This is a genomic window from Paenibacillus naphthalenovorans, from assembly GCF_001465255.1.
In the GTDB taxonomy this organism is placed as follows: domain Bacteria; phylum Bacillota; class Bacilli; order Paenibacillales; family NBRC-103111; genus Paenibacillus_G; species Paenibacillus_G naphthalenovorans.
The window spans coordinates 2,154,218-2,166,120 of sequence record NZ_CP013652.1 but is presented as its reverse complement, the minus strand read 5'-3'; the positions used below and the strand labels follow the sequence as shown (position 1 = coordinate 2,166,120).

The 11,903-nt window shown below is 51.3% G+C and carries 11 protein-coding genes; all 11 read left to right on the top strand.

What is annotated here, in order from left to right; genetic code table 11:
* Positions 1–12 precede the first annotated feature (12 nt).
* The 11 genes from fabG to IJ22_RS10725 all read left to right on the top strand — a co-directional run bounded on the left by fabG (position 13) and on the right by IJ22_RS10725 (position 11,873).
* Complete coding sequence (gene fabG / locus IJ22_RS10775) at positions 13–753, top strand: 3-oxoacyl-ACP reductase FabG (RefSeq protein ID WP_062408814.1); 741 nt, start codon at positions 13–15, stop codon at positions 751–753.
* Positions 750–2,390, top strand: coding sequence for an acyl CoA:acetate/3-ketoacid CoA transferase (locus IJ22_RS10770; RefSeq protein ID WP_082660774.1), 1,641 nt, complete (start codon positions 750–752; stop codon positions 2,388–2,390). The genes fabG and IJ22_RS10770 overlap by 4 nt, the downstream gene beginning before the upstream one ends.
* Positions 2,374–3,633 carry an ABC transporter substrate-binding protein gene (locus tag IJ22_RS10765; RefSeq protein ID WP_062408813.1) on the top strand — a complete coding sequence of 420 codons (1,260 nt, stop codon included), beginning with the start codon at positions 2,374–2,376 and terminating at the stop codon, positions 3,631–3,633. The genes IJ22_RS10770 and IJ22_RS10765 overlap by 17 nt, the downstream gene beginning before the upstream one ends.
* 94 nt (positions 3,634–3,727) lie before the next feature.
* The gene (locus tag IJ22_RS10760; RefSeq protein WP_062408812.1) at positions 3,728–4,597 is read left to right on the top strand and encodes a branched-chain amino acid ABC transporter permease; all 870 of its coding nucleotides are present in this window, start codon (positions 3,728–3,730) and stop codon (positions 4,595–4,597) included.
* A gap of 1 nt (position 4,598) precedes the next feature.
* Positions 4,599–5,702 carry a branched-chain amino acid ABC transporter permease gene (locus tag IJ22_RS10755; RefSeq protein WP_062408811.1) on the top strand — a complete coding sequence of 368 codons (1,104 nt, stop codon included), beginning with the start codon at positions 4,599–4,601 and terminating at the stop codon, positions 5,700–5,702.
* A complete protein-coding gene (locus IJ22_RS10750) occupies positions 5,699–6,433 on the top strand; it encodes an ABC transporter ATP-binding protein (protein ID WP_062408810.1) in 735 nt (244 codons plus the stop codon). Before IJ22_RS10755 ends, IJ22_RS10750 begins: the two co-directional genes overlap by 4 nt.
* Entirely contained in the window at positions 6,426–7,136 is a 711-nt protein-coding gene (locus IJ22_RS10745) for an ABC transporter ATP-binding protein (protein ID WP_054817807.1), read from the top strand. The genes IJ22_RS10750 and IJ22_RS10745 overlap by 8 nt, the downstream gene beginning before the upstream one ends.
* Positions 7,137–7,160: 24 nt before the next feature.
* Positions 7,161–7,628: a MaoC/PaaZ C-terminal domain-containing protein gene (locus IJ22_RS10740; protein ID WP_054817808.1), complete on the top strand. Its 468-nt coding sequence runs from the start codon at positions 7,161–7,163 to the stop codon at positions 7,626–7,628.
* Positions 7,625–9,220 carry an acyl CoA:acetate/3-ketoacid CoA transferase gene (locus IJ22_RS10735; protein ID WP_137669744.1) on the top strand — a complete coding sequence of 532 codons (1,596 nt, stop codon included), beginning with the start codon at positions 7,625–7,627 and terminating at the stop codon, positions 9,218–9,220. The genes IJ22_RS10740 and IJ22_RS10735 overlap by 4 nt, the downstream gene beginning before the upstream one ends.
* 20 nt (positions 9,221–9,240) lie before the next feature.
* Positions 9,241–10,392: an iron-containing alcohol dehydrogenase gene (locus IJ22_RS10730; protein WP_062408809.1), complete on the top strand. Its 1,152-nt coding sequence runs from the start codon at positions 9,241–9,243 to the stop codon at positions 10,390–10,392.
* A gap of 38 nt (positions 10,393–10,430) precedes the next feature.
* Positions 10,431–11,873, top strand: coding sequence for an NAD-dependent succinate-semialdehyde dehydrogenase (locus IJ22_RS10725; protein WP_062410949.1), 1,443 nt, complete (start codon positions 10,431–10,433; stop codon positions 11,871–11,873).
* Positions 11,874–11,903: the final 30 nt, after the last annotated feature.

Genomic DNA, 11,903 nt, shown 5'->3' with positions numbered 1-11,903 from the left:
GGAGAGATAGGCATGATTGATTTAACAGGAAAATCAGCAATTGTAACCGGTTCGGGCAGAGGCATCGGAAGAGCGATCGCGGTGAAGCTTGCCGAGCTGGGTGCAGCGGTAACCATTTGCGATATTAGCGAAGAGATCGCGTCCGCGACGGTGTCCGAGCTTCGCCAAAGAGGATTGGAAGCCGACTATTTCGTGCTAGACGTCGCGGATGCGGATGCGGCACGCGCCTTGATTGAGAAAACCGCAGAAAAGCGCGGAAAGCTGGATATTCTCGTCAATAATGCCGGCATTAACCGGGATGCCATGCTTCACAAAATGGAGCGCAAGCAGTGGGATGAGGTGATTGCCGTAAATCTGACAGGAACCTACAACACGATGCAGCCTGCGAGCATTCAGATGAGAGAACAAAAAAGCGGTCGCATCATCAATATTTCCTCGTCCAGCTGGATGGGCAATATCGGGCAGGCGAACTATGCCGCCTCCAAAGCAGGGGTAATCGGTTTGACGAAGACGGCATCCCGGGAACTGGCCAAATATAACGTAACCGTGAATGCCATCTGCCCCGGATTCATCGATACCGATATGACCCGGGGCGTACCGGATAAGGTTTGGGACTTGATGATCTCCAAAATTCCAATGGGCCGTGCGGGCGCTCCTGAAGATGTAGCCAACCTTATTGCCTTCTTGGCATCGGACACGGCTTCCTATATTACCGGTGAAGTGATCAATATCGGAGGTGGCATGGTGCTTTGACCCGGAAGGTGAAAGTTTCAACCGCTGCGGAAGTGGCGGCGAGCTTGAAAGACAACAGCACGATCCTTAGCACCGGTTTCAGTTTAATCGGAGTGGCGGAGGAAATTTATCAAAAAATCGAGGAGCGCTTTCTGGACACAGGCTCTCCAAGGGATTTGACCTTCGTTCATTCGGCCGGCCAAAGCGATACAAAGCGAGGCATGGAGCATTTGGCGCACGTCCCGCTGCTCAAGAGAATTATCGGTTCTCATTGGGGGCTATCCCCAAAATTAGAACATCTCATCCATCAAAACCAGGTGGAGGCCTTCTGCCTTCCTATGGGCCAGATCCTCTCCATGTACAAGGCGGCAGCTTCAGGAAAGCCGGGGGTACTGTCCAGGATTGGACTTGCAACCTTCGTCGATCCCCGGTTTGAGGGAGGGAAGATGAACCGGAAGGCCCGGGATAGCGGTTTTGAAGTCGTTCAGAATTATACGCTGCATGGAAAAGAGTATCTCTTTTATCCAAGCCTGACCTTTGACTTGTACATTGGCAGGGGGACCACGGCAGATGAGTTCGGCAATATCACAATGGAAGACGAATGCGTCAAACTGGAAGTGATGCCGGCTGTTCAAGCCGTAAAAGCATCCGGCGGCAGGGTCATTTTTCAAGTAAAGCGGCTCGTTAAAGGCCACTCGCTGCCACCGAAGGAAGTGGTTATCCCTGGTATTCTGGTTGATGAAGTCGTCGTTTGCCAAAATCCGTTGGATAATCACCGGATGACTTCATCCGACTATTATAATCCGTACTTGTTAGGAACAATACAAGAGCCTTACAGCAGTTCTCATCCTGTAACGGACCTCGATATGAAAAAGCTGATCGGTCGAAGAGCCGTGCTGGAGATGAACGCCGGGGATACCGTGAACCTGGGCGTGGGTATTCCCGGAGATTCGATTGGCGCCATCATTGGAGAGGAGAAGCTGGACAGCCAGCTCTCTTTGTCCATTGAAGTGGGAAGCATTGGCGGGATAAGCATTGGCGGAGGCGATTTCGGCGTAGCTAAAAATGCCGAAGCGATCATTGACAATTCATACCAATTCGATTATTACAACGGGTGTGGCGTAGATATCACCTTTATGGGGGCGGGTGAAATCGACCGTGAGGGGAATGTGAATGTAAGCAAGTTTGGACATCGTTCTCCGGGGTGCGGGGGGTTTATCGATATCACCCAAACCGCTAAAAAGGTCGTATTTTGTTCCACCTTTACCACAGGCGGGCTTGTCATAGAAGTGGAGAACGGCCTGGTCCGGATCAAGCGCGAAGGAAGAGTGAAAAAGTTCGTTCACATGGTCCGGCAGATTACCTTCAACGGGAAGTTTGCAACGGCTCATCGACAACCGGTTCTCTTTGTAACGGAAAGAGCGGTGTTTCAGCTGACGGATCAGGGAATGGAGCTCATCGAGATTGCTCCGGGGATCGATTTGAAAAAAAATGTATTGGATCAAATGGAATTCGCTCCTCAGGTTTCTCCCAATCTTAGATTAATGGATGAACGAATTTATTCTTTGGGTCTTATGCATCTCGCAGCCCAATGTAATAAAGATAAAGATCAAGCAGACCAAAAATTGGGGAGGGTTCTGAATGAAAATGTGGTTTAAGAAAGCAACGGCAGTATCGCTTGCCGGTCTGTTGGCAGCAAGCTTGGCGGCATGCGGTGCCGGGAGCTCGGGTTCTTCCGCTCCGAATGCTGCCGGAGGGGCGTCGAATGAAGGCGCGAAAGCGGATGAAGTGTTGATTGGGGTGCTTTATCCCACATCGGGAAGCTTGGCCCGTTTAGGCGGCGCAGCCTTGAAGGCGGTTGAACTGGCTGCCGAAGATATTAATGCGGCCGGAGGAATTAAATCGCTTGGCGGCGCCAAAATTAAATTGGAAATCGTAGATCCGGGTGACAAACCGGAAACGGCAAAATCGGCAACGGAGCGTCTGATTCAAAACAAAAAGGTATCGGCGCTGACAGGAGATTACTCCAGTTCGTTATCCCTGGTCACATCCGAAGTGGCGGAGAGAGCAAAAATCCCTTTTGTAACCGCTTCCGTATCGGATAATTTAACATCCCGCGGAATGAAATACTTGTTCCAGATTTCACCGAAAGGCTCCATGTTCGGAAACACCCAGGTGAAGTTTGCGAAGGAGTATCTCGTAGAAAAGCTTGGCAAGCAACCCAAAGTTGCCATTGTATTCGAAGAAACCAGCTATGGCACATCGACTGCAGAGGGACTAAGCAAAACCGCCAAGGAATTAGGGCTTGAGGTCGTGCTTTCCGAGCCGTATCATGCCAATTTCGCCGACGCTGCTCCTCTGGTAAACAAAATCAAAGCTTCCGGAGCGGAAATATTGTTCCCGGTCTCTTATCTGCAGGATGCGATTCTGATCCAAAAAACGGTTAAACAATTGGGCCTGAACATTACGACCGTTGGCGGAGGGGCCGGCTATCTGATGCCTGAATTCTACAAGGAATTAGGCAAAGATGCAGAAGGCGTTGTTTCCGTAGCCTCCTGGAACCTGGACCTGAACAAACCGGGTATTGAGGATATCAACAAGCGCTACACCGAAAAGAACGGCGAGTTTATCACAGAACACTCCGGTGAAGCTTATTCGGCTACGTGGGTCATCGCACATGCGATTGAAAAAGCGGCGTCCACAGACCCGCAAAAAATCCGTGAAGCCTTAGCTTCTCTGCAATTAAAAGAAGATGACAAAGGGAACATCATGCCGGGCGGCAATATCGAATTTGACCAGACCGGATGGAATAAGAATGTGTATCCGGTGTTGATTCAATGGCAGGAAGGAATTCCCAAAACGATTTATCCTGAATCCGATGCAAAGGCCCAATTTAAGTAAGGAAACCGGGGGAGGGGGACTTTCCTCTCCCCGTCAGGCAAGGAAGATGACCAGCCAGATGAAACGAAACTGAAACTGTACAGGCGGTGAGATCATGGAATTATTCGTGCAGGTGCTGATCAATGGACTATTAATCGGCGGAATCTATGCCCTGATCAGTATCGGATTAACGCTGCTGTTTGGAGTCGTAGATATTGTAAACTTCGCTCATGGCGAATTCGTTATGCTAGGGATGTACACGTCTTACTGGGTTTGGGTCTTTAGCGGAATGGATCCGCTGGTCACCTTATTTATTTCGGTTCCGGCCATGTTTATCGTCGGGGTCGTCATTCAGAAATATTTGTTTACGCACATCATGAAGGCGCCCCCGCTAACGCAAATCTTTTTGACCGTAGGACTGCAGCTGGCTTTACAGAATGGTGCCCTGATGATGTTCGGGTCAACGACCCGCGCCATTAATTTCGGCTGGAGAGAGAGCGTAATCCGGTTCGGCGAGTTCGTTGTGCCCGTCAATATGCTGGTCGCTTTCGTGCTTTCGATCGTCATGGCTGCGCTGCTGTTCCTCTTCCTCTCCAAAACCGATTTGGGCAAGGCGATGAAGGCGGCAAGATTGGATCGTGAAACCGCCATGCTGATGGGGATCAATACGAACCGTATTTTCTTAATCGCAGCAGGCATATCGGCCGCTCTCACAGGTGCGGCCGGCACGGCCATCGGTACTTTTCAGTATGTACAGCCGCTTGCCGGAGCGCATTTTGGGCTCATGGCCTACATTGTTGTCATTCTTGGCGCGCTGGGGAATTTAAAAGGAGCCTTTGTAGGCGGACTCATTCTGGGGATCGCCGAATCGATGGGCATTCAGTATATTAGCGCAAACTCCGGTCTTCTTGCAGCCTTTATCCTTTTCCTTGTTGTATTGATGATCAAACCCAATGGACTATTCTCTTCAAAGGGAGCGACATAAGATGAGCCTTCAAAAAGAGCAATTCAATGATGCCGTGGCGATGAAATCAAACGCGTCAATCAACCTGGCCGATACGGCCGGTTTGAAACGGTTTTCTCTTACGGAGCCCAGGGTGTACGTACCCGTTATCGCACTTATTCTGTTCGCTTTGGTCCCCTTGGCGGTGAACGAATACTATCAAAATATACTGAATATGATTTTGATTTTCTCCATAGCGGGTGTTTCCTGGAATATATTCGGCGGATATGCCAGGCAGGTTTCGATCGGACATGCGCTTTTCTTCGGGATTGGCGCTTATACGTCCACGTTATTGCTGGTCAAGCTGAATGTGAGTCCATGGATCGGGATGCTGGTCGGCGGAATCTTTTCGGTTATTGTCGGTTTTGTGATGGGAATGAGCCTAATGAAGCTAAGAGGCCATTACTTTGCGATTGCAACAATCGTGTTCTCCCAGGTCGCTTTGCTGCTGGTAACCAAATTCCGTGGCTTTACCGGGGGAGCGGAGGGTCTGTCCGTTCCTTACATGGAATCCTTTCTGATGCTCCAGTTTTCCACCAAATTGCCTTATTTCTATATTTTTCTCGTGTTTCTTGTGGGGATGCTCTTCCTTGTGAAAAAAATCGAACGCTCCCGTCTGGGCTATTATATGGTGGCCATGGGGCAGGACGATCAGGCGGCGAAAGCGGTAGGCGTGAATATTCCGCGTGTGAAGCATATCGCATTGGCGATCAGTGCGTTTACGATGTCCATGGTCGGCACATTGTACGCGCAGTATATGTATTTCATCGAACCCAAATCGGTGTTTGACATTCCTTTGTCCGTTGAGTTTGCCATGGTATCGATTATTGGCGGCTTAGGTACGGTCATGGGGCCGGTCATCGGCGCTATCGTCATGAAGCCTTTCATTGAGATTGCGATTACGATCACCGACTGGCTGGGCTTCAGCTCGGTTCAAGGACTCAATTACTTTTTGTACGGTATTATCTTGGTTATCGTGGTTATCGTACTGCCCAACGGTTTAATCAGACCCCTGGCCAAATTGTACACGAAGCTTCTTGATATTCTTCCGGGCGGAAAAGCAGCGAAGGGAGGCAGTCAAAGATGAGTCAACCGATTCTGGAGGTAAACCACTTGTCGAAACGGTTTCGGGGGCTGCTGGCTGTTAATGATTTGAGCTTTCATGTCAATAAAGGCGAAATCCTGGGGGTGATCGGGCCTAACGGTGCAGGGAAATCCACAACCTTTAACCTCATCACAGGAGTATATTCCCCGGATACAGGAGAGGTGAAGCTGAACGGCCAGAACATTACCGGGTTATCTCCCAATGAAATCTGCAAAAAAGGGCTCAGCCGTACGTTTCAAGTGACCCGCCCTTTCGGGGATATGACTGTGCTGCAGAATGTGATGGTGGGCGCTTTCCTGAACACGCCGAATCCCCGGCGTGCCGAGCAGCAGGCTCTGGAGATGGTCGAATTTGTAGGACTGGGCGATAAAAAACACGCTGTAGCCCGCACGCTTTCGATCATTGATCAACGCAGACTGGAATTTGCCAGAAGCTTAGCTACCGAACCTGCATTATTGCTTTTGGATGAAGCTTTGGCCGGATTAAACGCCATGGAAGTGGAGGAAGCGATTGAATTGATCTGGAAGGTCAAAGACGCCGGCGTTACGCTTGTGGTGATAGAACATGTGATGAAAGTCATTAATACCATCTCGAATCGGGTTGTCGTCTTAAACTTCGGCGCCAAGCTGGCGGAAGGCGTTCCGAAAGAGGTCATGAACAATTCGGCCGTCATCGAGGCCTATTTGGGGAAGGGGTTTGCACAGCATGCTTAATGTGGAAAATCTGCATGTATCCTACGGTGCGATTAAAGCTCTCCAAGGCATATCCTTGAATGTACAGCGAGGGGAGTGCGTGGCGATTGTTGGAAGCAATGGTGCGGGTAAAACGACGCTCCTCAAAACGATTTGCGGTCTCTTGGCTCCGCTTCAGGGACGTGTTGAGCTGGAAGGAGTCAATCTGATCGGCAAACACGCCTACGATATTGCGAATATGGCGGTTGCCCACGTCCCGGAAGGCCGCAGAGTGTTTGCCGAGATGTCGGTATTGGATAATCTGATTCTGGGTTCCTATGTGAAGGAAGCGAAAGCCCGCCGTAAGGAAAGCCTGGATTATGTTTTCAGTCTTTTTCCCCGCCTGGCGGAAAGGAAGGATCAGTTGGCGGGAACGATGTCCGGAGGGGAGCAGCAAATGCTCGCCGTAGCCCGGGGGTTAATGCTAAGGCCAAAGCTGCTTATATTGGATGAGCCATCGTCGGGCCTGGCGCCTATCATCGTGGAACAAATGTACGAGAAACTGGGTGAAATCCACCGTTCTTCCGACATGGCCATGCTTGTTGTCGAACAAAATGTGCCGATCGCGTTATCCATTGCGGACCGGGGATATGTACTGGAGAACGGATCGATCAACCTGTCGGGGACCAGCAATGAGCTGATGGTCGATCCCGAAGTGAAGGCCGCCTATCTTGGCTTTCATTGACAGGTATGGAAGGAGTGTCGCATCATGCCTGGCATCTATTTCGAGGAATATCAAATAGGGCAAACCTTTCGTACGCCCACACGCACCATCACGGAAACGGATGTCGTTTATTTTTCCGCCATGTCGGGGGATATGAACGAGCTGCATACGAGTGAAGAATTTGCCAAAGGGAGCCCGTTCGGCAAGCGGTTGGCTCAAGGCCTGCTGGGATTGTCGATCTCCCATGGTCTGATGTTTCGTCTGGGCTTATTCGACGGCACCGGCATTGCCCTGCTTAACATTGATCAGTGGAAATTTACAGCGCCTATTTTTTTCGGGGATACGATTCACGGAATCGTTACGGTGCAGGAGAAAATCGAAAGCAAGAGCAAACCGGACCGGGGGATTATTCATTTTTTTGTGAAGCTGGTCAATCAGGACGGTACGGTCACACAGGAAGGCATCCAAACGGTGATGGTAAGAAGAAACGCAAGCGAAGGGGTGATCGCATGAATAAAGTGGTAAAAGCCAACGACGTACTGACTTATTTGAAAGACGGTTCGACGCTCGCCACGGTCGGATTCACGTTAATGGGGGCCTGCGGGACCATTCTGAACGAGATCGAGCGCAGCTTTCTGGAGACGGGACATCCGAAACATTTGACCTTGCTGCACGGTGCGGGTCAAAGCGACAGGGTCAACGGGATACAGCGTCTGGCTCATCCGGGACTCGTCAAGCGGATCATCGGATCTCACTGGGGGCTTGCTCCCAAATGGGGGGAGCTGATTCACAACAACGAGGTCGAAGCGTATTGTCTGCCGCAAGGGCAGCTGGTACATCTGTTTCGCGCCATGGCATCCGGCAAACCCGGCAATTTCTCGAAAGTGGGGCTGGGCACTTTTATAGATCCGCGGGTGGAGGGTGGAAAGATTAACGACCGCTCCAAACAAAGCGAGGATATTGTAGAAGTCATTCAGCTCCATAACGAGGAATATCTATATTATAAAAGTCACCCGATTGATGTGGCGGTCATCCGGGGAACGACAGCCGATGAAAAAGGGAATGTGACGATGGAGGAGGAAGCCATCAAGCTGGAGGCGATATCCGTAGCTCAAGCTGCCAAGGCTAATGGCGGTAAAGTGTTCGTGCAGGTAAAATATTTGGCCAAAAGCGGCAATCTGCACCCGAAGCAAATTGTCATTCCGGGTATCTATGTGGACGGGATCATCATTGCGGAGAATCCGATGGAAGAGCATCGGCAGTCCTCATCGTTTTTCTTCGATCCTGTGTACTCAGGGGATGTGCGGGTGCCGGAATCGGCTGGCAGGTCCTTGCCGTTAAACGTTCGAAAGGTTATCGGCCGCCGGGCCGTCATGGAGCTGTTCCCGAATGCCGTTGTGAATTTGGGCACGGGGATTCCGGGTGATGTGGTGGGGCCTATTACCAATGAAGAAGGAATCCATCAGGCGATTACCCTGACGATTGAATCCGGGGTCATCGGAGGCATCCCCGAGGGAGGTATAGATTTCGGAATTACCAAAAATGCAGAGGCGATCATTGAGCATGGCTACCAGTTTGATTTCTATAACGGCAGCGGAGTCGATGTGACCTTTATGGGGCTTGCCGAAGCCGATCGCGAAGGCAATGTCAATGTGAGCAGGTTCGGTACCAAAACCGTAGGCTGCGGAGGGTTCATCGATATTACTCAACCGGCCAAAAAAGTGGTGTACTGCGCAACCTTCACGGCCGGAGGGCTTGAAGTGGCGATTGAACAGGGCAAGCTGAGCATTGTGAAGGAGGGGAAGGCCAAAAAGTTTCTTCAGCGGGTAAACCAGATTACATTCAGTGGTCGTTATGCCCGGGATCGGGGCCAGCCTGTCATCTTTGTGACCGAAAGAGCCGTCTTTGAGTTGAAAAAGGAAGGTCTGGTCCTGACGGAAATTGCACCGGGGGTAGATATGGACCGGGATATTTTAGGCCTGATGGACTTTAAACCGATCATTTCCGGCACACTGAAGACGATGGATTCACGGATTTTCAAGGATGAGCCGATGGGTATTGCCGATGAATTTTTTCAAACATCTGCTTTGACGGTACGCAAATAAGCGGAGGGAGTTGGCTTGCAATGCTATCTGTCATTAAGAATGTAACCGAAATTGTTTGGGGAATCGGAGCCGTCGAGAAGGTTTCCGAGCTTGTAGCCAAAAACAAGGCCAGGAATGTCCTGGTTATTACGGATAAAGGCATCGTCAATTCCGGGGTGATTCGTGCGGTAACCCATCAATTGTCTCAGGTGACCTATGAGGTGTTTGATGAAGTAGAGCCTAATCCGTCTGTACGGACGGTGGATAAAGCCGTAGAGATATGCCGCCGGTTGAATGCGGATATGCTGATTGGCGTAGGCGGAGGCAGCCCGATCGATGTGGCCAAGGCGGTCGGCGTCCTTCATGCCAATGGCGGATCCATCGTCCAGTATGAAGGGATCGATACTTTTTCTAAACCGATTACTCCGCTGTTGGCCATTCCAACGACTTCCGGCACGGGAAGCGAGGTGACCTCCTTCACCGTGATTACGGATACGGAGCGAAACTATAAGCTGACGGTCGGCGGCGTGCTTGTAGCAGCAAAATGGGCGGTGGTCGATCCGCAGCTGACGGTCACGGTTCCTGCAAAAATTACGGCAGCGACAGGCATTGATGCGCTGGTTCATGCGATCGAGTCGTATACGTCTTTGGCATCCTTCCATTATTCGGAGGTTCTCGCTTTGGATGCGATGCAGCTGATTAGCGCGAACCTGCGCCAAGCGGTATATCATGGGGAGAATCTGCGGGCCAGAGAGAACATGCTGCTGGCCAGCCTGCATGCGGGGCTTGCGTTTAATAATACCCGGCTGGGCAACGCGCATGCCATCAGTCATCCGCTGAGCGCCTTTTTCGGGATCGCTCACGGAGTAGCCAACGGGATTTTGCTTCCCGTCATTATGGAATTCAATATCCTTGCCTGCCCTGAAAAATTTGCCCGGATTGCGGAAGCCATGGATTCCTCCGTATCGGGAAATGTACTGGAAAAATCTTACAAATCTATCGAGATCGTTCGTCAGCTGGCAAAAGACATCGGCATCCCCTCATCGATCTCAGAGCTGGGAATCGATAAGGAAGCGTATGAAAAAGCCATTCCCGAGATGGCTCAAGACGCGATGAAGAGCGGGAACATCAAGGTTAATCCCCGCTTGACCAGGCTGGAGGATGTCACCGCTTTGTACCGTCAAATTTATTGAACAGGTTCGGCCAGAACGGGATGAAAGGTGAGGAATTCATGGAAAATTCATTGATGTTTATTGATGGGGCTTGGGTGGAACCGGACAGCGGGGAATACTTCCCGGTTCTGAATCCCGCGACGGGAGAACTCGCGGGAAGCGTGCCGAACGGGGGCTATGCCGAAGCCGTTCGCGCCATTGACGCGGCGCACCTGGCATTTGCCGATTGGTCCGCACATACCGCGGAGGAACGGGCGGAATATTTGATGACATGGCACCGCTTGATCATGCAAAATTTGGATGATCTGGCGGCTACGTTGACCATGGAGCAAGGCAAGCCGCTTGCCGAAGCCAAAGGAGAGATCGGTTACGGAGCCAAGTTTATCGAGTGGTATGCCGAAGAAGCGAAAAGGGTCTACGGCAGTACGATTCCGGCTTCTGCCAGAAACAAGCGGGTCGTCGTTTTGCGGCAGCCGGTGGGCGTCGTAGCGGCGATTACTCCCTGGAACTTCCCGGCCGCGATGGTGACCAGAAAAATAGCCCCTGCGCTGGCCGCAGGCTGTACCGTTATTTTAAAGCCTGCCGAACAAACGCCTTTAACGTCCATTAAATTATATCAGCTGCTTGAACAGGCCGGGCTTCCCAAAGGTGTGGCCAATCTGGTTACAGGGGATGCGGTTCTGATCGGCAAAGCCTTTATGGAGGATTCGCGCGTAAGAAAAATCACGTTTACGGGTTCGACGGAAGTCGGCAAGCTGCTTATGAAGCAGGCTGCGGATACGATGAAAAATATTTCTTTGGAGCTTGGCGGACATGCGCCGTTCCTTGTATTTGACGATGCCGATGTGGAAAGCGCCGTGAAGGGCGTGATCGCATCCAAATTCCGCAATGCAGGGCAGACCTGCATTTGCGCTAACCGGATCCTCGTCCAAGAGGGGGCTGCCGACCGTTTTATCGCATTGTTCAAAAAGGAAGCAAGCGCTTTGAAGGTGGGCAACGGCTTAGAGGAAGGAACGGTGATCGGACCGCTGATCGATAAAGCGGGGTATGAAAAGGTAAGCTTGCATGTGCAGGATGCCTTGGCCAAAGGAGCTCATCTTGTCTGCGGCGGAGAAGGTTTTCATCAGTCGGATGAGGAGGATGCGGGCTATTTCTATCAGCCTACCGTCTTATCCGGAGTAACGGCGGACATGCGCATCATGCAGGAGGAAACGTTTGGGCCTGTGGCACCGGTCGTCACCTTCAAAACGGAAGAAGAGGGCATTCGCATGGCGAACGATTCCGTTTACGGATTAGCCGCTTATGTATTTACCGAATCCCTTTCACGTGCCATTAGAGTCGGGGAGAAGCTGGAATTCGGCATTGTCGGCATTAACGACGGGGCCCCTTCCACGGCGCAGGCGCCGTTCGGCGGGTTTAAGGAAAGCGGGCTCGGACGCGAGGGCGGTAAAGAAGGCATCGAAAGCTTCCTCGAAACGAAATTTATGTCGATCGGCATTTAAGGTGCTGCGTTCAGATGAAACATGGAAAGA